The sequence below is a fragment of the Zobellia galactanivorans genome (assembly GCF_000973105.1).
Classification (GTDB): Bacteria; Bacteroidota; Bacteroidia; order Flavobacteriales; family Flavobacteriaceae; genus Zobellia; species Zobellia galactanivorans.
In genome coordinates this window covers 3,543,131-3,568,487 of record NC_015844.1, presented here as the reverse complement: position 1 = coordinate 3,568,487, position 25,357 = coordinate 3,543,131, and the positions used below count along the sequence as shown (strand labels likewise).

Genomic DNA, 25,357 nt, shown 5'->3' with positions numbered 1-25,357 from the left:
GGAAGACCGATAAACGTAGTGAGGCAAGAAAAAGAACGATCAATTGCTCAAGACCATCGGGGAGTTAAAGGTCGAGAACGATTTTCTAAAGGACGCCTTCCGCATGCACGTTTGGCTTACCCGTGACAAAGGGTACAAGGTAAGCAAGAACCGTATCGAACGGCTTTATTACCGTGTGATGGGCCTAAGGGCCGTATTGACCGGCAGACATACCTCCAAGAGGAACAAGGAACACAAAACCTACCCTTATCTGTTGAGGAACCTGGAGATAACCAGGGCCAACCAAGTATGGGCGACCGACATTACCTATATTCCCATGAGAAAAGGGTATATGTACCTGATGGCGATAATAGACCTGCACAGTCGTTTCGTCGTCCATTGGAGCGTTTCCAACTCCATGGAGGCCGAATGGTGCGCCAAGACCTTGGAAGAGGCCGTTGGGCACATGGAAAACCTGAAATAATAAACACGGACCAAGGGAGCCAGTTCACCTCCGATGAATTCTCGAGTACCGTATTGGGCAAAGAGATCAAACTTTCCATGGACGGTAAGGGAAGGGCAACGGACAATGCATTTATAGAGCGCTTATGGAGAAGCGTGAAGTACGAGAAGATATACCTGAACCCACCAAGTGATGGACTCGATCTGTTCCTGCTATTGGCGGAATACTTTGAATATTACAACAAGGAAAGAAGACATGAATCAATAGATTATGATAGACCAATGGACATGTTTAAAAAAGCAGCATAAATTAACCTAGATTTGTAGAAAACCTGTCCTACTAATTGGGGAATGAACAATACTATATTGCCCAGAGTAGTTACCCTGCATCATTGCCCAGAGTAGTTACCCTGCATCATTTTATCCATTCCTGCATATCTAATATCGGAATACCCGTAGTGTAAATCTCCTTCTTCGTGCTTTGTTTTGTCTCTTTGAGGAACAGATCCTGCAAAATCGTCCTTGTTCATTTTATTAAATTTTAATTTATTTTGATTCTATATCGTGGTAAAAACCAATCCAAAATATTTCCCAGGTTTAGATCAATAAGAAGGTTGATGAATTGTAAGCATATGGTAATGTACATTACCATATGCTTACATCTGAACGGTTACTAATTACATGACAATTGGGTAGTACCATAAAATTAAGTAACTAGCGATCCATATATTCTTGCCATGTTATTAAGAGGTCCTTTTCTTTCCAATTTTCTTTAGATCCAGAAAACTATATTCATAGTAGAAAAGATATACCTACCTTCTTTGTCCTTTATATGTTTTAATCTCATCCCCAACTTTTGGACTTGCCTCTATTTTTTCACGAAACTGTGATGCTCGTCCAATAAATTCTTTAAAATCTCTCAATGCGCCTTTATGAGTTTCTTCTGTACCTCTTTCCGAATTCATTTTGATATAACTTGTTATACTTTCAGTATAACCATGTACTTCGTTTCCCTGTTTATAACCTTGCAGCAACAGTTGATTTTTAAACCCCTGACCATAACTTGGTTTTGTCCCATCTGAAGATGGAGAAGCAGTATAACAAGATTGTAATTTGAAAATATATGCTCTATCTTTAGGCAATCCAAGATAATCTAGTCTTTTGACAATATCTTTGGGGTACAGTTTTTCCAATGGATTTGGATTAGTACAAAATCGAGAATGATCATATCCGATATTAGCCAAAAAATCTGAACCTTTATTACCATGTCCTCCAATTATATTAATTACTGACCCTTCTTTTACATTGGATAGTGAATTTTTCATATCTACCGTTATAGGATGACAATTGTAACTCTTTCCTGCTTTTTGAAATTGTTGGATAAGCAGACCTGGTTGAACACAAAAATCAGGATGTTTATCCAATTTCATATCCATATGAAGATCTAATATTGATTCCGACACCAAAGTCCCCTCAAATAATATATCATCCAAGCCCTTTAGAACTCTATCCGCTAAAAATTTTTTAGATTCTGTTAAATCTAATTTAAATTTATCCACTGAACTTTTTATATCACTTAAAACCCCATAAACTTCAGATAGTTGATTAGATGTATTACTGTTATTAGGATGAGAATGGTATAATTTTCGTAAATTGATATCAAACTGATAAATATTTTCAAGAGCAATAGCAAAATCACCATTTATAATACTGCCTTTATCTTTGCCAAACAACTGATAGCTAATTTTTTGAAGATCTTTTAAAATATTTGTATTTTGTATATTAGGTTGATTAGTATTGCCAGCAATTTGTGTAAATACAGATTGTTGTATTTCACCTAATCTTTTATCGATTATCAACTTCCAGTCTTTTATTTTTTCTGGAGCGAATGCTATATTTTTTACTTCCTTACTTATAGCTTCGTTAAACCTATTCTCTATATTTTCAAATTCTTTATGCTGTTCCTTTAGTCCCTTTAAATCAGTAATAATCTCTTCTATCTGTGATTCATTTTTTTTATCTGAATTGCTATTATAGTTCCTAACTATATTAATATGCTCTATAGCGCGATCAATTAACATTGGTAGTTCTGCTCCCAAATTATCCCTTCCTAATTTAAATTCCCCTAATACCTTTGTGATCGAATTATTATCACTATGTTCAGGGGTATATTCAAGAATTTTTTGCCCTCTACCAATCATATCATTTATTGATGAAAAAATGTTATTCACCACTTGGTCTGCTTTAATTGTAGGAGTGATATGATATGTTGGTTTCTCAAAAACGTTTACTATATAATGATCTGCTTTCATATATCTAATGTGTAATAGTTAAAATAGATTTTTATTATAAAAACAATTTTAATCAGTGTTACCCTATCTATAAACTCAAAGAAATTATGGGCATCTCTACAAGAAGATTCCTCTAAAACCACAAAGTGAAAGACACGAGATAAAAATCTAATTTATACCTCATTAGAAAAAAAGTTGATTGCGCTTGCAGGAACCATGTCTGTCTATTAGTCAATTACTAGTAATGAAACGCTAAAAATTATCCTGATCACATCAAAAGGAGCCTTAGAAAACAAAAACAATCCGATGTAGGTATTTATGGCAAAACTTTGGTGAAAAAAGCAGAGGGTATACAGAAAACATTAATGACTGAGTATGGAGTTGCTGCATCTAAAATTGAAGACATCAAAAATGTAAAAGATGGAGAGCAAAAAGATCGGTTAATAAAAAAAATAATAAACTTAGAGAAAGATCCTCCAAGTGAATTATTTTCTTTATCCAAAGATTTATCAATTGAAAAGGTACCAGAGAGAAATAAAAGTTTATGGAGCAGATTAAATAATACTTTCAAAAAAGACAAACCGACACAAGACTCAACTACTCCAGATAATATAACTCAAAATCGTAAAAAAATCAACTTATGTGCTTTTTCCGAACCACAGGAATCACTCGCAAATGCAAAAACAAAAAATGTTGAAATGAAACCAAATCACAGGGAAAAATTACCAAAAAAAAGAACAAGATGAGATAAGATTTTGAAACTAATAATCAAAAACACTATAGCATACCATAACTTGTCTAAGTAAAAAAGCCGAGGGTTTCAAACTCTCGATATTTTTTGTTTAATTTCAAATTTCCCACAGAGATAAAAAGAAGAAAACCTATCCTTTTTATACTGTTTATCATTTTAAATTACTGTAATAAAATTAGTTCATCCTTACTCCAAGAGTATAGAAGATAAACTCATTAGCCCTCATTTAGGATTATTAGAACCAACTAAACCAAAGGTTGTAACGTACAAAAGTGAAAACAAACCTCAATATATTACCCTTATTAACCACTATTCAAAAATCATTCTTTATCAGGATATCATATTTTTCAACAACATCCTAATTTTGGATTACAAACAACTTGTTGATTCTTTCATAAACCCATTATTTAATTCACAGATAGTATTGAAAGTATTTAAAACTTTAATCATTGTTGTATTAAAAATTAGATAACTATAAAAAACTATATAAGTCAGCAATTAACAATAAAAAAATAATTATGAATAGGAATGTATGGTTTGTAACCGGAGCATCTAAAGGTTTAGGATTAGCACTTGTAAAGCAATTACTAGCTAGTGGATATTATGTAGCAGCAACCTCACGCGATATAAAATCATTAGAAAAAGAGGTAAGTAACGTTACTAAAACGTTTCTGCCGATTGAAATGGATCTAGTAAACGAGCAAAGTGTGCAAGAAGCTATTGAGGCCGTAGTCGCTCATTTCGGGCAAATTGATGTTATTGTTAATAATGCAGGATATGGCCAGATGGGAACACTAGAAGAAATTTCTGATGCCGAGATAAGGGCTAGTTTTGATGTAAATGTTTTTGGTCTGGCACATGTCATTAGAAAAGCAATGCCTTACCTACGGAAACAAAAATCCGGACATATTATTAACATATCTTCTATTGCAGGTTATACTGCAAACTTTCCTGTTTGGGGTATCTATAGCGCTACCAAATTTGCAGTAACGGCTTTTACAGAGGCTTTGGCTGCTGATATTAAATCATTTGGAATTAAGGCGACAGTTGTACATCCTGGATATTTCAAGACTAATTTTCTAAAGAAAGGATCTTTAGCCGTACCCGCTAACCCAATTGTTGAGTATACCGAAGCCCGTCAAATTCAAGAAGCACATCTGCGTGAAATTGATGACAATCAAGCCGGAGATCCTATAAAGGCAGCTAACGCTATGATAAAAATAAGTGAAGTAATGGATCCTCCGCTACACTTATTTCTTGGTCAAGATGCTTATGATATGGCCTGTAAAAAAATGGAGCAGGTAAAAACCGATCTCGAAGCGTGGAAAGATGTAACAGTTTCAACAGCCCTTGGATAGGCCAATGGACATATTAAAAAAAGCAGCATAAATTAACCTAGATTTGTAGAAAACCTGTCCTACTAATTGGGGAATGAACACTCAACCATCCCATCAATAGGAAGGGGAAGCCGAAGAAGATAAGAATGGACAACGGCCCTGAGTTCATTGCCCACATAACCAATGATTGGAGCCAGATGTACGGGATAGAGTTCAAATATATCCAACCGGGCGAGCCGACCCAAAATGCTTTTGTGGAAAGGTTCAACGGAAGCTATTGACGTGAGGTGCCGAACAAATATATCTTTGAAAACCTAGACCAAGTAAGGGAACGGACACAGATCTGGATGAACGATTATAACCATCATAGGCCCCACATGCCTTGGGTAAAATACCGCCCGTAAAATACGCGGAACTTAGTCCCTCTGGGGCTAGCCCCAGAGGGACTGATAGATCGGACAGAGTTTAATTTACAGACCCTCCATCGTCGAATAATTCTTCTTTTTCCATAAGGTGTAAATATTTAAAATCAAACAAAAAAATAGCTGGGGCATGCCCCAGCTATTTTTTATTTACACACTTTATAAGATAGTCCCCCCCCCATGCTATATATAGCATGGGGATAATTAAAATCATCAACCTCTAAGATCAAGAATTTTCATTTTAATGATAGTTTTTGTGTCGGGTTTTTAACTGTAGTGCCATCACCATCATATTGACTTGGGATTTGGATTTTTGCAAAACCCGCCTGATTTCTGTTTACACGGTATATTGGATACTACTACTACTTTATATATCGGATAAAAATTAGTTTTTTAATTTACATTTTTTTACTCCATGGTTGTCGGTTTCGTTCTTGTACTCCTCTTGATGTTGATCCGTTTGGACTTGAACTCCGACTGTTATCATTTTTAACCACTTGAGGATTTGAGAAATTATTCATATTTCTTTCTTCTCTAGGACCTTCGTCTTTATATAATGTTTTAAGAGTATTATATTCACTTACTAAATTTCCATAAAAATTCTGGATATCTCTTTCACATTTTAGTAAATCACTATGTCTGTCATCAATATCTTTTAATCCATGTTTATTATCACTAATCCTTTTACCTATACTATCCAAAAATTCATACTTTTTTACTTTCTTTTCATTGAAGAATTGAACTCCTACATCATAATGTATTTGAAGATTAAGTTTTTTACCGTCTTCTGAATACCCTATAGATTCTCCTATTTTAGAAGGTAGTTCAAAATCAAAATCCCTTAATTCTTTAATTTTTCCTTCTATTTTTATAATAAGATCATTTACTCTATTTTTTTTATCTCCTTCTTGCTCATATTTTCGCAGCCTTTCTTTTAATCTTCTATTTTCTTCTTTTAAGCCGCCGTAATCTTTTCTCAACTTTTGGCTATCGTCATTGCTACGCTTTAATCTTTGCTTATAATCAGACAGTTTTTCTCTTAACCTATTGATTTCATTGCTTAATACACTATTTTCTTTTTCTGCACTGTTGTAAGATTCTCCCAGACTTCGCAAATCATGTTTTAATCTTTGATAAGCATCCTTCCAACCATCTATGCCTTTTCTTAAATCTATATTTTCTTGATTTGCACTGTTGTTAGATTCTTTCAGACTTTGAAAAGCACGCTCCCAATCATCTATGACTTTTTTTAAATATCTATTTTCTTCATCTGAATCTTGCTGTTGTGATCCTCTTGGATAACTACCTGGTTGTGGTCTTCCATATCTGTGTTGAGACGAATTTGGTTCAAACGGATTTTCCCGTTGTTTTTGTTTCCCTTGTGATGCATCTTCGGTGCCCTCTCTCCGGGCTCTTCCTTTTGTTTCTGGGCCAGATTTTTTTTTAAGATTTTTAAGAAAATCCTTTCTCTTTTTGTCATATTCTCGTCTTTTCTCTGGGTCTTTCAAAATATCATAGGCCGCGTTTGTCTGTTTAAATTTTTCTGCATCCCCCCCCTTATCAGGGTGTTGTTTAAGCGCAATCTTCTTATATGCGCTTGAATACACGTAGGCTTCTGCTTTTATTTCTATTTCTCGTGGAGTAAGTTTAACAGTTGTTTGTCTTTCACCACGTTCTTTCTCATTTGCTATTTGTGCGTCATTATCTTTTTCTATTTTCTCTTTTGCTGTCTCATAGACTGTGCCTAAATTATTCTTATTTAGCCCTAATATGCTATAATAATCCTTTGATCCATCAATCTCGGTTCCCATATCGTTTTTTTATTTTTATTACTTATTGTTTATTTAAAAACAATTTAAGCATTGTTCTCCCCTATATATTTTGTTTTTTTATTTTAATATATATGATTTGAAAAGCCATCATAAATAAAATAAGCTTCGGTATAAATCCATTAGTAGCCACTGGTTTTAATACTGAAAAACGTAAAAATAAAAAGAACTTATCCCATGTAGTATCAGGATAAGCCCTCTCATCTATGTTGTTCGAACTTTTATTTTGTATCAGTAAGGATAACTAATTCTTTTGAGACCAAGTAATTATTTTGCACATTGATTCTTTCCCTGTTCAAGTTTGTCTCAGCATTTGTATAAGAGGTGCAAATTATTAAAAGGAGAACTATACTTCCAAGCGATAGTATTTCTATAGCGTAAAAACACTACTATTTACGAATTTTAGATTAAAAAATATCAAAACACACAACAAGTTAGGTTTATACTATATTATTTTAATAATAGATCCTAGTTTTGTAAAAAGAATAACTACCGTTAAAAAAGCTTATTTGTTTATGAACTGACATTGTGTTCTAGTACTTTCTAATGCTCTTATACCTTTTTAATTCAGAATATTAATTATGTTATTTTCTATCGATGTATCGCGTAACTACAGGCTTTGGGAAGCTCTTTTAATGTTTTTTTTATATTTTTCAATAGAATAGTCAATGACATTTTTGTTTTAGGTTTCATATGTATATGTTTTAAGATTAATATATCGAAGTATAGTACTTCATTTATAAAACAAATAGGCATATGTTGTGCCCTATGTTAAAATGATGAAAATATAAATTGTATTACTTAATATTTATACATGCCTACTAGAGCTATATCCTGTGAAAGAATATAGCAATGGTTCAATCAGATTTCCTTCTACCGATTTTATTTTGTCAAGGGCAATAGTATATGATCTATGCACACGTATAAAATTTGAACAGGGTAGTTCTTTTGTGATTTGTGCTAATGATTTGTGTACAACATGACTATCCTGTATAGTAATAATTTTGATATAGTCTTTGAGGCTTTTTGATGAATAAAATATCTTTCAACAGAACTTTTACCAATCTTTTGTCGACTTTTAAAAAAATAAATGGCCCTTTATTGGCTGAATATTCATAACCTCTTAATTGATTAAGGCTTATAGTTTGATTTAGCTTATCCATAGTTCTTAAAAATCGATTGAAGGGTATGGATTTTACTAAATAGTCATGGACATTTAGTTCAAAACTTTCTACAGCATACTCTCTATATGCTGCGGTACTAATAATTTTGTAATCATGTCTATACTTTTTAATAAAATCCAACCCACTGATTTCTGGTATATTAATATCTAAGAATATAGCATCGATATTGCTTTGTTCTATTGTTTCTAATACCTCTATTGGATTACTGTATAAACCTATAAGTTCTATGTTATTAAATGAAGCTAAATGTGATTCTATATTTTTTTTGGCAAAGGGTTCGTCGTCAGTAATTATACAATGATAATTTTTTGTAATACACTAATCGTATTATTCATAATTTTGATCTCTAATATGTAGTTGCTTTTATTTAATAATTCTAAGCACTATCTCACATTTTCCATCCTAATTAAACTGATTAAGTATATCTTTTAATAGAGATAAATTAGGATCACTTGTATCTTGACCTAACTTCCAAAGAGTAATTCCTCTAAATTCATTATCTTTTACATAATTAACTTTTTGAGAAATGATCTCTTGCGAATCAAAGAAAATATTATGTCCGTCCCTATTTACATTTCCTTCTATAAACTCACTTTCTGTAGGGGAGTATAGCGATACAATATCTGCATATGTAATTACTTGTGCTACTCCTCCAGAGGCTGTTAAAAAATCTCGTCCATATAAGGGAAGGCCCAATACCAATTTACTTTTAGGGGCTCCAAATTCTATGTACCGATTCAATGCGTTTTGTGCATCTGTAATAGACGAATGTGGTCCTAAAGCAGACTCAGGCCAAGAACCTAAATTGTCGAAAGACATCACTGAAATAAAATCTAATACGCTAGCCATTTCTGCAGTAATATCCCTAAAATGATAAGCAGCCCATTCATAACTACCAGTAACATATGAAGTTATTAGACTTTCGCTTGGGAGCGCCTCTCTTAGTTCACGGAAAAAAGGTAGTAGTTTATTTGTCTCCGTATTATCAACCGTTTCTCCTCCTCCTATTAATTCTTGATAATTAATGTCAATACCATCTAGTTGATTATCCCGTATAAACGTATTTATATTCTGTACCAGTTTTGAACGTTTGGCATCATCCCCAATAACATTTGTAAATATTCTAGTATCTCTTCCTGGATAAAAACCAAATCCTCCAATTGAAACAAGTATCTTCACATTGTTGGCTTTTGCTTGTGTAACATATGAAGCCAATGCATGCATATCGCTTGTGTCTAGGGTACCATCCTCTTTTGGATACACATAAGTATATATTAAATGTGTAATTTTATCCCATTCTATAGTATCTGTTTTGTAACTTGGACAATACCCAACAACCACCTTATTGCTGTCAAAAACATGTGGAAGGCCTACTACTTTTAATTTGAATATCTCGTTTGTATATTTTCCTTCTGCATCTTCTACATAAACATCGATAGAGAACTGTCCGGATTCTGTAGGTTGAAAAGCATAGTTATCTTCTTTGGAAACAATAGTACCATCAATACTCCAAATATAAGATAACTGACCTACCGCATTTTCAAAATTAAGATTAAGTATTACCTCCTCATCAACACGCAAATTTAATTCTGTTTCTATATTTGATGTTACTAAAACGAGATTTGGTGAAGAATAATTAGTATCATCACTACAGGAGATAATCAAGATTACCGAACATAGTAATATTATCAAAAAAAATAGTTTTTTTATATAAATCGTTTTCATTTTGCCGTGTATATTTTTATTAGGAATTTGGCATTTCATGGAACTTTATTATTTATAAAGCTTAATTAACATCCCACCAAATAGGAGATAACCAACCATTTGGATATTTTAATCTTGCAGCTTCATAATTAACTTCGTTTACAGTAGATTCTTCTCCCGGATATGGAAACCTTTTTGGCATTACTCCATTGGTATCTGTATCAGTTCGGGTCACTGCGTCCAAAATTGGTAAGTCTGTTCTACGATGGTTTGCATAAGCTTCCATTCCATTCAAAAAGAGAGTTAACCATTGTTGTGTGACGATTTCTTCAATTTCATTACCCGGGGTAAGTATTTTAGTTTCAGTAAATTCTTTTACATCTGTTTGATCGATATCTGCCCCAAATGCAGACCATTGTAGAATCCCTGCTTCTATTCCGTTTTGATAATAATTTTGTGCATCTCCTGAAATAAAACCTCTCTGAACTGCCTCGGCCAACAAAAGTTGAATCTCTGAATATGAAATATGTAAATATGGTGCATCATCCTTGTATAGATATGGCTGAATAACGCCTAAATTTGTTGACCCACCAGGGTGATCCCAGCGGAAATTATTTGAAGAAACCCCTTCAATATTCCCAGAATTACCAGATAAAAACCATATATCCATTCTTGGGTCTCCTACTAAGTTTCTAAGCAAAATTTCAGTAGGATGATCCAAAACAACTCCATTACCTTTTAATGCTTGTGATAAACCATTTCCATTTTTTTCTGCTCCAATAGTATTAAATCCTGTTTCATCATGATGAGTAAAACAGTTATCATCGTTGCTTTCGAAAAGCCCATTGTTAATTGCAGATTGTATTTCAGCTATAGCTTTAGCCTCATCAACTGCAGAAATTCTCATTGCACATCGTAATCTTAATGAGTTAGCTAATTTTTTCCATTTAGAAATGTCACCATTATAAAAGTTATCTCCTGTAATTTTATCGGCACTAGGCCTGTCATCCAATTGATTATAAGCTTCGTCCAACAACACAAAGAAATTATCATAAATTTCTTTTTGATTATCATATTTCGGAAAGTGAATACCTTTATAAAAGCCCATGCCTGCTTCAGAATATGGTATATCCCCATAGCTATCGGATAATCTTTGAAAAACCATTACTTTTAGAATTTTGGAGATTGCATTTATATTTTTTGAAGCAACGTTATTTTTTGTTCGTTCCTGGATGTCGATCAAATTTCTAATAATACCATTGCCATAATTAGATTGCCAAAGAGCAGTTTCATATTCTGCATTATGTTTAAAAAAAGCACCGTAGTTTGAAACAGCAAAAGAACCACTAAGATGTTGTACAAATCCTTCACCATAGATCAAATTAGCTCTCCATTGTTCTAATCTTCCTCCTGAAAGGGAAGCCTGTACTGTGGTCAATAATAAATTTGGGTCTATAGAAGAAAATGCTTCACGATTTGTATTTGTTTCTCTAAAAAGATCATCATCTTCACACCCCATTGTATTTAAAATAAGTACTATAAAGCACAAATATTTTATAATTTCCATAGTCATTTTCATTTTTTTAGAATGTTATTTGAATATTAAAACCATATGATTTTCTATAGGGTAGGGATCCATATTCAAAACCTTGCCCATTTCCACTTGTATATGTTGATTCTGGATCAATATTAGGTAGATTGGAATATATTGTCCATAAGTTTCTCCCTATAAAAGATAGCCTTAATTGATCTATATCTAATCTCATTTTATTAAATATCTCACTAGGAAAACTATAACCGATACTTAATTCCCTTAGTTTTATATAGGATGCGTCATAGATAAAAGGTTCTGGGGTCGTATTGTCTCCAGATAAAGAATTCCAATAATCTTCTGGGTTTACAGGTCTGGTATTTTCTTGATAGGTTACATCACCATTGGCATCTATAACTTCAACTACACCTTCAGCTATATACCCTGCATCTGGAGTGAGTGCACTTATTTGTGAGATTGTTAAACCCTCATCTAGTTGTTGCTGCACCCAATTATTATACGCATCCCTTCCTTCAACCGTTTGATCTAATAAGCCAGAAGCTGCGGCATAAGCATTTGTCATAGAATATACATATCCCCCAAATTTCATATCCAAGCTAGTTCCTAAGTTAAAACCCTTGTATGAAAATTCATTCGTTACTCCCATAATCCAATCCGGTGTAACTTTACCTAAACTTCCAAAGGTTCCTGTTAGTTTTGGTAATCCGTTTTCACCTATAATTACTTGACCATCCGGGGATCTTTGTAGTTGTTGCCCATAGATTTCCGATGAACTTTTTCCTACTTGGGCGATTACTTGTGCGCCGGCCCATCTTGCTATCGATATTACCTGCGTATTTGTATCTTCATTAAGACGTATGACTTTATTGTTGTTTTTAGAAAAATTTAATGTCATGTCCCAATTAAATCCTTTAGGGTTTCTAAATATTCCGGCTGTAATCAAACCTTCTATACCTGTGTTTTCAACGATTCCTATATTTTCCCAAGCACCAAAATATCCTGATGTCTGTGATATGCTTAATACAACTAATTGATTTTTGGTCCTTGTTTTATAATAAGAAAAATCTATACCAAATCTATTTTTGAAGAATGATAAGTCTACACCTATCTCGTAGGTATTTGATATTTCTGGCTTTAATGTTTCATTAGGGATTACTCCGCTACCTACAGAGCCCAAAGGTTGGCCTAAAAGAGGCTGTGGACCAACGGTATAAAAAGGTGTGGTTGCAAAGGGTTCTTCGGGAGCCTTTCCTGTACTTGCCCAAGAAGCTCTAATTTTACCAAAACTTAATATGTTTGAAGACATATCGAGTGCATTAGAAAATACAAAACTGGTCGATACAGAGGGATAAAAGAAAGAATAATTGTTGTTTAAATCAGAAGTTGGTTCCTTGGCAGTAGCCAAGGTAGAATTCCAATCATTACGAGCCGTTATATCCAAAAACAGTAAATTACTATAATTAGTTCTTACGTATGAAAATATGGATTTAACCAAGATCTCTTTATTAGTTTTTCCTTCTAACGTTTTTTTAGAAAAATTAGACAAATTGTTTATCCCTCTTTGTATCATATCGGTAGCAAAATAACCACCGTCAATTCTTTTCGTTTTACGATGATTTGCTCCAACGGCAACAGATATCCCATATTTCCCAAATTCCTTACTAGCAGACAATGTTCCTTCAATATTATATTCCTGAAAAGAAATATCTTGTGCTCTCAACCCTCCATTTTGTCTTCCTGGAAGATTGGTTCCTGAGTTTACGAAATCTGTAACATTGTAATCAAATTTATCAATGCTGGCTTTGGTGTCGACTTTTAACCAATCCGTAATGCTGTAATTCAAGTTAAAATTGCCTAGAACTCTATTTTTGGTCGAAATATTGCTGTTTTCAGAAATAACATAATAAGGGTTTAAACGAAAAGGATCAGCGTTCCATTCAAAATAATTACCTTCATTATCTTGATAATGTTGTAACCATGCTTGATCTATGTTTGGCGCTAAACGAGCTAAAGAAAAACCAATATTATTAGGATCATCAGCTAAAGCTGGTCTGTTTTTGGTTTCCTCAGTTATATAGGATAATTTTCCGTCTAAAAGTAATTTATTAAGGTTTGTTGTCGCTCTCAAGGAAAAACTGTTTCTTTTGAGACCACTAAGTGGTATTACATCATTGTTTTGTAGATTACCATAACCAAATCTATATGTAGTATTATCAGACCCTCCTGAAAAGCTTATATTATTATTATAGGTTGTGCCTATGTTAAAGAAGTTTTGAATGTTATTTTCAACGTTCCTGTAAGGTTTAAAAGACCCATCAAAAATACGCGCCAAATTATCTCCTGTCCCAAATCTAGGACCCCAAGCATTCGTTGTGCCTACTTGCACAGTATTAATCTCTAATGGATTGGGTAGTATTCCCCTTGATCCAAAACCGTAATCTGTTTGATAATTTTCGTATTTTGCATCTGCAATATCAAAAGTTATTGTCGCATTATAATCGATTTTAAAGGAATTATTTTTTCCTTTTTTTGTAGTAATAACTATAACACCATTAGCACCTCGTTCACCATATAAAGCAGATGCAGCTCCACCTTTTAATACAGATATATTTTCAATATCATCTATATTTAAACTAGAAAGACCATCGCCATTATCTATTCCAGAAGTAAACTTTTCAGATTTATCACCTGTTATTCTTCCTATACCAGAATTTCCCAAATAAACTCCATCTACAATATATAAAGGCTGGTTGTCTCCATTAATAGAGTTGTTACCTCTAATGATTACTCTAGAACTTGCACCAACTCCCGCCGCAGTTTGAGAAATATTTACCCCAGCTACCTTTCCATATAAAGACTGTGCAATACTTAGTGTAGGATTATTGGATAAATCATCTCCTGTAACTTCTTGAAAAGAATAACCTAATTCCTTTCTTTTTCTTTTTATCCCTAAAGCAGTTACAAATACTTCATCAAGTTTAGAGATTTCTTCTATTAGAGTTATATTAACAGTCTTTCTGTTGTTAATGGCAACATCTTGAGTCATAAAGCCTAAGTACGAAATAATTATAGTTGCTGTAGCTTCTGAAACTTGTAAAGTAAAATTACCATCAAAGTCTGATTGTACCCCGTTAGAGGTTCCCTCTTCTACAATATTTGCTCCTGGAATGGGGTCTCCTTTGTTATCAACAATTGTACCTTTAAGAGAAAACGAGCTTACTATTTTTTTTATAATAATGGTTCCATCTTCTGTAAACTTGTAATCACAATTGATAGGGCTTAATATCATTTGTAATAAATCCTTTACTAAAATTTCGCCTTTTTTTAATTCAAGTATAGGGGTGTTGTCTATTAATTCATCATTATATATGAACCTATAACCTAGTTGTTCATGGATGAGTTCAAAAACTTGAACTACAGGTATATTTTTATCAGTGTTAATTATGATCTTTGCATCTTGAGAAAATAAATTATTGGGGATTAAACTAAAAGCTGCTGTTAAGCAGAAAAACAAAATTGTTCTCATAATAATTTGCAATTGTTCTTTCTATAAAAAGAAAAAACATTAGTAGGTTAATTTTTTACAAACTAGTATTATGGATAAGTAGAACAGTATGACCAATCATACTGTTAACTACTAAATTGTCTTATCCAAACTACTGTTGCTATTTGATTTTTTTTCAAGCAAATCTTGACATGTATAATATTGTAGTATTATTCTTATTAGATATATGGTATTTTTTTTCAGGATAAAATTAAAATTAATAAAGGGGCTGAAGAAATTATATCCTGATAAAATACGATTTTTAAGTAATGATTAATAAGGATAATGTGTTGTGGTTTACCCTTAATTTATATTTTGCTAGTTACCGATTTCTCTGTAGTGTGTAGATACCCAAAATTCTAGGACAGTACGTTTGATTATTAAATTTACTGAATATGACACGAAGAAAATTCACATCAAAATTAAAGACCAAGGTAGTATTGGAAGCCTTGAAAGAGCGGCACAGCCTTGCCGAACTGGCCCAGAAATACCAAATACCTCCGATACAGATCAGTGGTTGGAAGCGGGATTTCCTGTAGGTTCGGAAACGGTTTTCGAGAAGGGCAAGACCGATAAACGTAGTGAGGCCGAGAAAAAGAACGATCAACTACTCAAGACCATCGGGGAGTTAAAGGTCGAGAACGATTTTTTAAAGGACGCCTTGCGCTAAGGCCTTTGGCCGAAAGAAGAAAGATGGTACGCAAGGGCCATTCCAAACTGAGCATATCGGCACAGTGCCGCAGTCTGTGTATCCACCGCTCGGGCCTGTATTATAGCCCAAGGAGGGGAAACGGAGCTGAACCTGGAACTGATGCGGCCTATGGACGAGCATTACCTGTACCACCCCGAAAAGGGCGCCAAGCGCATACACGTGTGGCTTACCCATAACAAAGGGACAAGGTAAGCAAGAACCGTATCGAACGGCTTTATTACCGTGTGATGGACCTTAGGGCGGTATTGCCCTGCAGACATACCTCAAAAAGGAACAAGGAACACAAAACCTACCCTTATCCGTTGAGGAATCTGGAGATAACCAGGGCCACCCAAGTATGGGCGACCGACATTACCTATATTCCCATGAGAAAAGAATAATATGTACCTTACGGCGATAATAGACCTGCACAGTCGCTTCGTCGTCCATTGTAGCGTTTCCAATTCCTTGGAGGCCGAATGGTGCGCCAAGACCTTGGAAGAGGCCGTTGGGCAGCATGGGAAACCTGAAATAATAAACACGGACCAAGAGGGAGCCAGTTCACCTCGGATGAATTCCCAAGTACCGTATTGGGCAAAGAGATCAAACTTTCCATGGACGGTAAGGGAAGGGCAACGGACAATGCATTTATAGAGCGCTTATGGAGAAGCGTAAAGTATGAGAAAATCTACCTGAACCCACCAAGTAACGGACTCGATCTGTTCCTGCTATTGGCGGAATACTTTGAATATTACAACAAGGAAAGAAGACATAAATCAATCGATTATGATAGACCAATGGACATATTTAAAAAAGCTGCATAAATTAACCTAGATTTGTAGGAAACCTCTCCTGCTAATTGGGGGGGTGATTTCTTATTATTAGTTACGTAAACCTTGTTAAAATCTCAACCTTATGATTTCCCCAACTAATCAAAGAACAAGAACACTTCTTGTTGACGATCATCCTGTTTTCTTGGATGGATTAACCTCGATCTTAAAAGATTGTGATGAAATCGAAATTTTGAACACTGTTACCAGTGCGGAAGAAGCTTTGCAGTATCTCGAAAATGAATCCTTAGGCCTTGTAATAACCGATATCAATTTGCCAGGAATGAATGGCATCGAGTTGATAAAAAAAATAAAAGAGATTAACCCGAACCTTCCCGTTCTGGTATTGAGTATGTTTCTGGGTCGTGAATTAGTAAAAGAAATTCTCTCGGTAGAAACTGAGGGCTATTTGTCAAAAAAAATTAATAAAGTTGAACTCTTTGATGCTGTAAAAAAGATAATTCATGGCGGTACGTATTACAGTAATGAAATTACCTCTGTTATGATGGACTTGATTAGTAAGAAAAAGTCTGGTAGAACTCTATTAAAGCATGAGCTCACTCATCGAGAACGAGAAATTCTTCAACTTATTTGTCAAGAATACTCTAGCAAAGAAATTGCTAGTAAGCTTTTTATCAGTGTAACTACGGTAGATAGCCATAGAAGAAGTATGTTTAAGAAGACTGGCGCAAAAAGTGTCATTAGATTAATACGATATGCCGTTGAAAATAATTTGGTAATGTGGTAGTAAGTTTAATTTGAAGTGATTTAAACTTTTTTTTGGATCGAAAGATAGGGCTACGGACATTTGTGTTACCACACGCAAATACCATAGCCCATGTACAAAGTACTTGACAAAGATACCATAGAATTGGAGATGGTCCCACATATATCTTTACCGAAAAGGGGTTTTGCCCCAACGGCTCCCTTGCTCGAGATCGTCAATGCCATACTCTACAAGTTGAAGACGGGCGTGCAATGGGAGTACCCGCCCACGGCCTCGCTGTTCACCCAAAAGGTCCTGAGCTGGCTATCGGTCTACCACCTTTATCGCAAATGGTGCCGTTCGGACACATTTCTGGATTGTTGGACCGGCATTTTAAAACGGAGGGGCTCTTTCTCAACGCCGATGTGGGGTTCGACTCCAAGGATTTTCGATCGGCCTGTGCAAGAAGGGGCATCAATGCCAATATATGTTTCAACAAACGTAACGGCAGTGTGGATGACAGGGACGAATATTCTGACCAGGACCTTTATGCCCAGAGATATGCCGTGGAACGCACCAATGTATGGATCGACAGTTTCAGGTCACTGCTCAACAGGTTCGATACCACCGTTGAGACCTGGAAAGGGTTCAACTACCTATCATGTATAGTAATCGCCCTGAAAAAAATCAAACTAAAAAAGTTTAAATGAGTTCAATATCAAAATATATAATACTCTCCTTTTTTTTATTTATTACTATAATAGATCTGACCGCTCAAGATATAACCGATTCTATTAATTTTTTTATTAAAAAAGCAGAGGCTACAAAAGTTAAAGATGATTTGGATTTGGCTTTGTCTTACTATAATAAAGCTTTGGTATTAATTGAAAAGACCCCAAACGAAAAGCTACTTCTCAAAACTTACGAGAACATTGGAGATATTCATGAAGCGTATGGCAGACCATATAAGGCTATAGACTTTTATCACCATGGCGAAAAACTTAGTTTAAAAACAAACGATTCTAATACATATGCAAGAATTTTGGGAAAAATAGGAGTTTCTTATTCTACCACCGTACAAAGTGATACTGCATTTTATTACTTTGATAAGGCTTTAGAGCATGTTGATACGGTAAGAAATAAGAAAGAATTTGCAAAACTCATGTTAGAAATTGGGAGATGCTATTTTATAAATAACGACAGAGACAATGCCTATAAGTTCTATGATAAATCTTACATCATTAGTAATTCGATGGGATATTACCCTATACTTGCTAAGGCTGCCAATGGAATAGGGAATAGTTATGCACAAAAAGGTGATTATAAGAGTGCTTTGTTATATCGTAAAGAAGCACTTAAAATTTTAATTGAAAACAATGTCCAAAAAGGTCAATTTGACACATACAATAATCTTGGAAACAATCTAATGCGATTGCAGCAATACAACTCTGCTATTTATTATTTTAAGAAAGCAGAATATATAGGAAAAATAAATCGAAACAATTCTCAATTATCAACAATTTATCAAAGTATATCCAATTTATACATTCTGAAAAAAGAATACACTAAAGCAATATATTATCTTAATAAAGGATTTGGAATACTAAAGCAAAATAATGACCATATAGAGAATATTTATTACAGTAACAATTTCTATAAAGCTTATAAAGCTTATAAGGGTGCCAGAAACTATAAAAAATCTTTGGAATACCATGAAAAATTTAAGTTTTGGACAGATTCTGTAACAAAAGCTTCTTCTCAAATAAAAATGCTAGAATTTAAAGTAAAATATGAAACAAAACTAAAAGAAAATCAAATCGCAATTTTAAGTAAAGAAAACGAGTTAAAAAGCTTAAAAATTATACAGACCCAAAAACAACATAGCACTCATTTATTAATCTTATCTATTGTGGTATTGTCTGTAATTGGTGGTATTCTCATCTATCATTTTACCAATAAAAGTAAATTGGTAGCTAAACAAGAAAACATGCGCTTTAAATCTGTTATAGAAGCAGAGGAAAAAGAAAGAAAACGAATAGCTCAAGATCTTCATGATAGCTTGGGGCAAGCCATTTCTGCCATGATGATAAGTGCATCTAATTTGAATACTGAAAATGAAGAAGAAGAAAAAAAGCTCCAGAAATTGCTAAGTTTGATAGATAGAACGTATGAGGAGCTAAGAAATATTTCACATAACATCATGCCTAATACATTAATAACATTAGGTCTCATTCCTGCCATACGCGAATTGATAGATGAAATGAGTGTAGCTCAAAACTTAAAGATTACATTTTCAGACTTTGGTAATTTCGAAGAACTAGAGGATACCCAAACAATAGCATTATATCGAATTATACAAGAAGCCTTATCTAATATTATAAAACATGCACAGGCTAGCAAAGTAGTAATCTCTTTAAATTGTGAGAAAAATGAGCTATTATTATCTATAAAGGATAATGGAATAGGCATAAACACCTCTAAAATAGGCAATGTTGGCGGTATTGGATGGAAAAATATTCTTTCGAGAGTAGCTATTCTTACAGGAGAGGCAGATCTAAAGTCAGCACCCGGAAAAGGAACACACCTCTTTATCAGTTTTGATATTTAAAAAGGGTAAAGAACATCAATAAGGTTAATCAATATTTTTAATTCGCATAGTTAGTAGGGTACTACCTAATAGTATTTTTTCTAAGTTTTTTGGGAGTTCTTTTTTCTATTTGTTCTTTTTGTTTTTTTAATTTTTGTTGTGAAGGTGTTTTTGATAAATTTTGTAGACTGAAACTTTCACCTTTACCTTTTGGAATTACCTCTCTATCTCTATGTTTAATAGGATTTTGTTTTTTAGTGCTTCTTATCAGTATATGTTCTAATCTACTCCAAAAACTTTTTATTCGTTTTTTGGGTGGGATATGTTCTTTATTCTCAGGCAAGTCTTCTTTTGGACCACCTTTTGATTCCGTGTTTACAGAGTTTTTTAAACCTTTTACTTGATCTTTGTTATCTTTAGGTCTAGGAGATAGTCCATCAATGGGTAATAGTCCTGGGTCTCTATACTCAGGTAGATCTTCTATGAATTTACCTTTCGGTTTTCTTGAACCTGCTTGTTTAATTCCTAAATTGTTTAATTGGGCCTGGAGTAACTGTTCCCTAATAGTTAATTCCTCTGATAAACTTCGATTTTCTTTCTCTAACTTAAGAAGTTTTCCTTCTAGTGTTCTATATTTTAATTTAATAAATGCAATTTCAGAATCTAATTCCTGATGTCGATCAAAGAAACTTATAATATGTTCTGGTTTTAATTGTCTAGACCCCTCTCCTCCGGGAGCCGTTATAGGTATATTTTCTTCCATAAAAATACAATTTAATAGTAATACTTACTCTTTTTGTTTGGTCTTCAAAAACATAAATGCAACCGCTATGTTTTTTATTCTCAAAGATTAATCCCTCTTTATAATAAAAACAATTATGAGGCATTATACCCTATATTAAAGGTGAAATTTTATGGTTGAATAGGTATTCATTATGTACTCATATAAAAAAGCATCAGAAAAGGACGGATGCTTTTGATTTTTTGTATTAAAATATCTGTGTTTCTACCTTTGAAAATATATCGAGACCTACTTGGTTTTTTATTAGATTCTCAAAAGTCTCACGTTTACGTATTAAATATGCTTTTTCTTCATGCTGGAATTACTACATTGGTCCGGACACAAAGTTGAGAGAATATGTTTGCTAGTTATTAACTTAGCATTTATGAGAAGTAAACCTAAACATTACACCTTAAAGTTTAAACAAAAAGCCGTAGAATTAAGTTATGCCACAGGCAGTGTAAGGTTACATTGTTTTAACAAAAGGAGAGAAGGGCCACTATAAATCATATACAACTTATATTTTCCCTATTTTTTTCCTTAATACAACTAGAGCATCATGCATCCATTTTTCAACCGTTTTAACAGAAATATCTAGCATTTCGGCAATTTCTTTATAGGTTTTTTCATCTATCCTGTTTAACAAAAACACTTTTCTTTGATTATCTGGTAATAAAGATATTTCACGGTTTATTTTATCCAGAAATTCTTTTTCCTCTAAGACATAATCAGGAGATTCTATATAAAGAAGGTTCTTATTAGCATTATTTTGATGCTTACGTATCATTTTCTGCCTTTTTAGATCATTGAGAAAAGCATTCCTTGCTAACATAAAAAGGTAACCTTTTGATTTATCATAAGGTACATCCTTGCAGTTATTCCATAATTTGATGAAACTATCTTGCATTAAATCTTTTGCCTTGTCTAAATCGCCGTATTTATAGTAGAAAAAATTTTGTAAAGATTTAAAATGGTCTTTAAATATTAGTTTAAACGTTTTTTCATCGCAAACATTTAATTTTTCACTCATAGCAGGTTGTATATGTATTAAAACAGATTTGAGAACTTAACGTTCAAAAAAAATTATAGTTTTTTATAATTTGATGATGTTGTTTAGGAACATCTACAAATTTAGATCTTTCTGTTTTGTCTGATTTATTATTTCTTTAAATAATTTAAATTTTATTTTTTTGTTTTTCAAAATGGCGTTCATCTTTTTATATATCTATCATTATAGATGAAAGCTTATTAATCCTACAAATAAGTGTGCTAATCAAAAGTCTATTATTAAAACTGCTTTTTTTAACATTTTAATTAAAATTAAGGGGGCTCAAATTTCCTTAAGTGATACGTGGTTAATTTTTTAAAAATACCTAAAGTAAGTAATAAACTATTTTTTTTGCAGTTTTTTAACACCCAAAATCCTTTGACAGATATAGTCTTCAAAACTTAGTAAACTTATTATAAAGGAATTAAAAAACCTATGAGTATAAAAATATCAAAATGATCTTGTACTCAAAATTCAAATGGCAATCATCATTGTCTCCTTCGGGCAATAAGATAAATGCGTAAGCATTATGATGTAGAGATATTGAAAGGTCATATTCCGAAGAATCATATCTGTTTGTCAGTTTCTGTTCCACTACATTTTTCAGTAAGTAAATTAGTTTAATATTTAAAAGGAAAAAGATTTGAAAAGCCCTGCTTTTGAATGTCAGTATATCCATTAGATAAATTTTTATTGGATTTCCCGGAATAACATTTTTAGACCTCAGCTCTAATCTATCCTCAAATATTTGTGCACACACGGTAGCCTCAAAGAGATAAGTAGAAAAACTAAAGGAGGTGGGATTATTTAAATTAAAACCTCTCTAATTAAGCAAAAAACTTCGATTTCCCTTAAATGCTGAGCTATCATATTATTTTTTTCGAAAAAATATATAGGGTAAACAAACGAGTTAACTGTTTTTATATCGTGTAATACACATATCTGAAATTTTATACTAAAACCACATTCTTAAAACGAAACAACCTTATTACAAGGATATAAAAAGGGTGACAAGTAAAAAACATCAGAATTAGATAACATTCTATATTAATTATTAAATTTTAACGCTATGAATAATGGAACAAGCAATATTTTTAACAAAGAAAAAACAAACATTTCATCGCACATTTCCGGTACAGGAGTTTCTGCTGATGAATCTGAACAAGCACTTCCTGCCCTAAAGGGCTCCTTGGTACTTGATGGTGTTGGAACGCCAGAGCATGCTGCAAAAACTGGAAAATGGTTTTTCCTGGATTTTCTAGCAAAATGGATTGAACCTTTAGAAACTTCAGTTTTTGGCTATCATAAATATGATCTGGATGCCCAAACAGCTCCTTTGCTCAAAGGATTTGATAAGAACCTCAAAGGACCTTTTCCTGAGATAACTCATACTGGGAATATCCTATTGTCAGGACATAGTCGAGGTGTTGCAGGAGGTATGATAGGAGTTTTAGGCGCGTTATATCAAATAGGTAAATCTCCAGAGCATACAGAAATATTTAAGCATATCGCAAATCAAATTAACATAATGAATCTTGTGCTATTTGATGGTGTTGCCGGTCCTAAGGGGAATTACTTATATGGAGTAATGGATTTGCCCGAGTTCAAAGACAAAGAAGATAAATTAGGGCATCTGTTGAGAGAACTAAATAAAATGTTTGCAGCGGCCAAAAGGGAAAAGGGGGTTGAAGAAAAAGAAACTTTGAAAGTAACAATAATGCTTGCTCGTACTGATAGCCGTCCCGACTTCGAGATAGACCCAAATATACAAGCATATATGCTAGAACCTGGTAATAGCTTCGAACTATACCGTGCAGGGTTTCAACATTCTGCGATGGTAGATCCAATACCTTATGAAAAACAACCTGAGGGTTTTAAAAAGCTTTATCCTGACGAGAGATATACCCCTACTCAACTTGCTAATAGCATAATAGCCGAAAAAAAAGGTCTTAACCCCCAAATTTCTGCTAGAGAGATTGCAACCAAAGTTAATGAACAGGAAATGAAAATTATTGGTCTAGCAAAAAGAAAATATAGCGATAATATAAATCTTGAACTATCAGGCGACAATGAATTGGCATTGGACTATCTTCTCTGGATAACAAGCAGGGATGGATACTCTTTATCTAGCAAAGTATTAACACATACTGATTTCCTAGCTATTATTGCTAATTCTAAAGATAACCCTGGCAATCTTCCCATTTATGATAGTGGTAGAGTACTTGATGTAGATTATGATAAGAATCCATTGAGAGTATTTGAACCTAAATGTAAAACAGGATTTTCTGCAAAAAAAGTAATAGGGAGAGATTCTCAAACAGGAAGTACTTTACAACCTTTGAAAAGAAGAAATTCATGGCAAACTCCTACGATCGACCCTACTGCAGGAAGCCACAAAGCGAAACTTCAAAAACCACAAAAACCACAAGAACAACCAAGACATGCAAGATCATAGATAACAATACGTGAGTAAGTCTGATATTTTTAAGACAATACATGTTGTACAAGGAAAGGGGAACTATAGAAAAAAGTCCCCCTTTCTATATTGTACTTATACTGCTCTACAAATCTATTATTGTTTAGATACAAGTTTAGAAAGGAGGTTATATTAAGAACTTACATAAATTTTATGTCTGTATTATATTGGTTACAATTTATATCCAAAACCTAACAATTGGTTGTATTTTTGTTTCGTAGAGCAAGATTATAGAAGAAAGGTGCGTAATTTTCGGTGCGTAAAATTTATTTAAATCAATTAAAGACATCAAAATCAAATATTTATACTTATTTAGATAGTCCTTTCGACAGTACGCTTAGCCGTTTGTCCGTAAGTCGCCCGAAAGTTCAGGTTTGTCAAACCTGGCAAAGCCTTGTTTATGAATTTTTCATTACTCAATGTCCAAGCCAGTCCCAAGGAAGGAAAAATGCCAAATTTCTTATCCGATCCAAATCCTGAGAAACCATCACGCCTAGTTGTAAAGGTCAAAAGGTATTTGTCGTTGTAACGATAATTTAATCGTGCCATCTGATAAATACTGCTTTCCTCAAACGCCCCCGATTCAGCGAGCTGAAGATCCACATCACCCGACTCTAAACTGTTATACCCTAAAGATTGGTTTAGAAAATTTCCGGAACGCGCTATGGTATTTTCCCCGTCCCTTTCCTCAAAACCGTACAAGAGCGTAACATCTAAAGCATGTTTTTCATTGAAAGTCCTCTTATACGTCAGTAAATTATCGGTAGTTCTATCTTCCCGAAAAATGTTTTACAAGAAATGCACGTCAAGGAAGTAGACCCTAAGCATCCCCTAGTACAGGCCTTTAAAGGAAATGGCCTTACCCATGTGGATGAACCCTACTTTTTCAACAATGCCTATTTCGATTATAACTTCAGACCCTTACTTTACATTGAAATCGATAAGCTAGAAGGCATGAAAAAGGAAGTCGACGAAAAGGTAAACTATGTTTCTTGGATCAAAAGACATGGCAAAGGCCGCGTTTTTTACAGTTCCCCATCACATAACGCCCAAAGTTTAGACCACCCAGAGTTACTTCAGTTTTTCTTGGATGGCCTACAGTATGTTGTCGGCGACTTAAAATGCGACGACTCCCCTATTGGAAAATAAAAGGCTTTAGGGTAGTTTTGTACAAAACAACACT

General features: G+C 33.7%; 23 protein-coding genes and 2 pseudogenes. 14 read left to right on the top strand and 11 right to left on the bottom strand.

Annotation, left to right across the window (positions count from 1 at the left end; genetic code table 11):
• The first annotated feature begins 43 nt into the window (after positions 1–43).
• Both ZOBGAL_RS23590 and ZOBGAL_RS23130 read left to right on the top strand, forming a co-directional pair.
• A complete protein-coding gene (locus tag ZOBGAL_RS23590; RefSeq protein WP_158499734.1) occupies positions 44–463 on the top strand; it encodes a DDE-type integrase/transposase/recombinase in 420 nt (139 codons plus the stop codon).
• Positions 409–750, top strand: a complete 342-nt coding sequence (locus tag ZOBGAL_RS23130) for an integrase core domain-containing protein (protein ID WP_158499733.1) — start codon at positions 409–411, stop codon at positions 748–750. Before ZOBGAL_RS23590 ends, ZOBGAL_RS23130 begins: the two co-directional genes overlap by 55 nt.
• Before the next feature lie 80 nt (positions 751–830).
• Here the strand turns inward: ZOBGAL_RS23130 and ZOBGAL_RS23585 are convergent, their stop codons facing one another.
• Positions 831–971: a hypothetical protein gene (locus ZOBGAL_RS23585; RefSeq protein ID WP_013994408.1), complete on the bottom strand. Its 141-nt coding sequence runs from the start codon at positions 969–971 to the stop codon at positions 831–833.
• Between the two features lie 282 nt (positions 972–1,253).
• Entirely contained in the window at positions 1,254–2,753 is a 1,500-nt protein-coding gene (locus ZOBGAL_RS14525) for a hypothetical protein (RefSeq protein WP_013994407.1), read from the bottom strand.
• 311 nt (positions 2,754–3,064) lie between these two features.
• Here ZOBGAL_RS14525 and ZOBGAL_RS14520 point away from each other — a divergent pair, with 311 nt between their 5' ends.
• The 3 genes and pseudogenes from ZOBGAL_RS14520 to ZOBGAL_RS23355 form a co-directional block, all read left to right on the top strand.
• Positions 3,065–3,478 (top strand): hypothetical protein, encoded by a 414-nt coding sequence (locus ZOBGAL_RS14520; protein WP_013994406.1) that lies wholly within the window; start codon positions 3,065–3,067, stop codon positions 3,476–3,478.
• Between the two features lie 523 nt (positions 3,479–4,001).
• Positions 4,002–4,841 carry an SDR family oxidoreductase gene (locus ZOBGAL_RS14515; protein WP_013994404.1) on the top strand — a complete coding sequence of 280 codons (840 nt, stop codon included), beginning with the start codon at positions 4,002–4,004 and terminating at the stop codon, positions 4,839–4,841.
• A gap of 80 nt (positions 4,842–4,921) precedes the next feature.
• Positions 4,922–5,289: pseudogene (locus ZOBGAL_RS23355) on the top strand (integrase core domain-containing protein); the annotation flags it as partial.
• Between the two features lie 351 nt (positions 5,290–5,640).
• Here ZOBGAL_RS23355 and ZOBGAL_RS23975 read toward each other — a convergent pair.
• From ZOBGAL_RS23975 to ZOBGAL_RS14485, 6 genes are all read right to left on the bottom strand, one after another.
• Positions 5,641–7,053 (bottom strand): J domain-containing protein, encoded by a 1,413-nt coding sequence (locus tag ZOBGAL_RS23975; protein WP_013994401.1) that lies wholly within the window; start codon positions 7,051–7,053, stop codon positions 5,641–5,643.
• Positions 7,054–7,879: 826 nt separating this feature from the next.
• Positions 7,880–8,065, bottom strand: a complete 186-nt coding sequence (locus tag ZOBGAL_RS24050; RefSeq protein WP_394331327.1) for a LytTR family transcriptional regulator DNA-binding domain-containing protein — start codon at positions 8,063–8,065, stop codon at positions 7,880–7,882.
• Positions 8,055–8,513, bottom strand: a complete 459-nt coding sequence (locus tag ZOBGAL_RS23110) for a LytR/AlgR family response regulator transcription factor (RefSeq protein ID WP_231854814.1) — start codon at positions 8,511–8,513, stop codon at positions 8,055–8,057. Before ZOBGAL_RS23110 ends, ZOBGAL_RS24050 begins: the two co-directional genes overlap by 11 nt.
• Positions 8,514–8,657: 144 nt before the next feature.
• The gene (locus ZOBGAL_RS14495; protein WP_013994399.1) at positions 8,658–9,980 is read right to left on the bottom strand and encodes a glycosyl hydrolase family 18 protein; all 1,323 of its coding nucleotides are present in this window, start codon (positions 9,978–9,980) and stop codon (positions 8,658–8,660) included.
• A 61-nt stretch (positions 9,981–10,041) separates the two neighbouring features.
• Entirely contained in the window at positions 10,042–11,526 is a 1,485-nt protein-coding gene (locus tag ZOBGAL_RS14490) for a SusD/RagB family nutrient-binding outer membrane lipoprotein (RefSeq protein WP_158499732.1), read from the bottom strand.
• A gap of 16 nt (positions 11,527–11,542) precedes the next feature.
• Complete coding sequence (locus ZOBGAL_RS14485) at positions 11,543–15,037, bottom strand: SusC/RagA family TonB-linked outer membrane protein (protein WP_013994397.1); 3,495 nt, start codon at positions 15,035–15,037, stop codon at positions 11,543–11,545.
• A gap of 413 nt (positions 15,038–15,450) precedes the next feature.
• Here ZOBGAL_RS14485 and ZOBGAL_RS23350 point away from each other — a divergent pair, with 413 nt between their 5' ends.
• The 7 genes and pseudogenes from ZOBGAL_RS23350 (at position 15,451) to ZOBGAL_RS14460 (ending at position 19,890) form a co-directional block, all read left to right on the top strand.
• Positions 15,451–15,594, top strand: a complete 144-nt coding sequence (locus ZOBGAL_RS23350) for a transposase (RefSeq protein WP_148560711.1) — start codon at positions 15,451–15,453, stop codon at positions 15,592–15,594.
• Positions 15,573–15,725, top strand: a complete 153-nt coding sequence (locus tag ZOBGAL_RS23580) for a hypothetical protein (protein WP_158499731.1) — start codon at positions 15,573–15,575, stop codon at positions 15,723–15,725. The genes ZOBGAL_RS23350 and ZOBGAL_RS23580 overlap by 22 nt, the downstream gene beginning before the upstream one ends.
• 423 nt (positions 15,726–16,148) lie before the next feature.
• Positions 16,149–16,400: a DDE-type integrase/transposase/recombinase gene (locus tag ZOBGAL_RS24045; protein WP_013994394.1), complete on the top strand. Its 252-nt coding sequence runs from the start codon at positions 16,149–16,151 to the stop codon at positions 16,398–16,400.
• Entirely contained in the window at positions 16,337–16,570 is a 234-nt protein-coding gene (locus tag ZOBGAL_RS23105) for an integrase core domain-containing protein (protein ID WP_158499730.1), read from the top strand. Before ZOBGAL_RS24045 ends, ZOBGAL_RS23105 begins: the two co-directional genes overlap by 64 nt.
• A gap of 91 nt (positions 16,571–16,661) precedes the next feature.
• Positions 16,662–17,324, top strand: a complete 663-nt coding sequence (locus ZOBGAL_RS14470; RefSeq protein ID WP_013994392.1) for a response regulator transcription factor — start codon at positions 16,662–16,664, stop codon at positions 17,322–17,324.
• A 90-nt stretch (positions 17,325–17,414) separates the two neighbouring features.
• Positions 17,415–17,992: pseudogene (locus ZOBGAL_RS23100) on the top strand (hypothetical protein).
• Positions 17,989–19,890 carry a tetratricopeptide repeat-containing sensor histidine kinase gene (locus ZOBGAL_RS14460; RefSeq protein ID WP_013994390.1) on the top strand — a complete coding sequence of 634 codons (1,902 nt, stop codon included), beginning with the start codon at positions 17,989–17,991 and terminating at the stop codon, positions 19,888–19,890. Before ZOBGAL_RS23100 ends, ZOBGAL_RS14460 begins: the two are co-directional and overlap by 4 nt.
• A 61-nt stretch (positions 19,891–19,951) precedes the next feature.
• Here ZOBGAL_RS14460 and ZOBGAL_RS14455 read toward each other — a convergent pair whose 3' ends face one another.
• Both ZOBGAL_RS14455 and ZOBGAL_RS14450 read right to left on the bottom strand, forming a co-directional pair.
• Positions 19,952–20,632: a hypothetical protein gene (locus ZOBGAL_RS14455; protein WP_013994389.1), complete on the bottom strand. Its 681-nt coding sequence runs from the start codon at positions 20,630–20,632 to the stop codon at positions 19,952–19,954.
• 535 nt (positions 20,633–21,167) lie between these two features.
• Positions 21,168–21,680 (bottom strand): RNA polymerase sigma factor, encoded by a 513-nt coding sequence (locus ZOBGAL_RS14450; protein ID WP_013994388.1) that lies wholly within the window; start codon positions 21,678–21,680, stop codon positions 21,168–21,170.
• Positions 21,681–22,767: 1,087 nt separating this feature from the next.
• Here ZOBGAL_RS14450 and ZOBGAL_RS14440 point away from each other — a divergent pair.
• Positions 22,768–24,153, top strand: a complete 1,386-nt coding sequence (locus ZOBGAL_RS14440) for a hypothetical protein (RefSeq protein WP_013994386.1) — start codon at positions 22,768–22,770, stop codon at positions 24,151–24,153.
• Between the two features lie 333 nt (positions 24,154–24,486).
• Here ZOBGAL_RS14440 and ZOBGAL_RS14435 read toward each other — a convergent pair whose 3' ends face one another.
• Positions 24,487–24,876: a TonB-dependent receptor gene (locus ZOBGAL_RS14435; protein ID WP_013994385.1), complete on the bottom strand. Its 390-nt coding sequence runs from the start codon at positions 24,874–24,876 to the stop codon at positions 24,487–24,489.
• A gap of 96 nt (positions 24,877–24,972) precedes the next feature.
• Between ZOBGAL_RS14435 and ZOBGAL_RS14430 the strand changes: the two genes are divergently transcribed.
• Positions 24,973–25,323, top strand: a complete 351-nt coding sequence (locus ZOBGAL_RS14430; RefSeq protein WP_013994384.1) for a ThuA domain-containing protein — start codon at positions 24,973–24,975, stop codon at positions 25,321–25,323.
• The last annotated feature ends 34 nt before the right edge of the window (positions 25,324–25,357 follow it).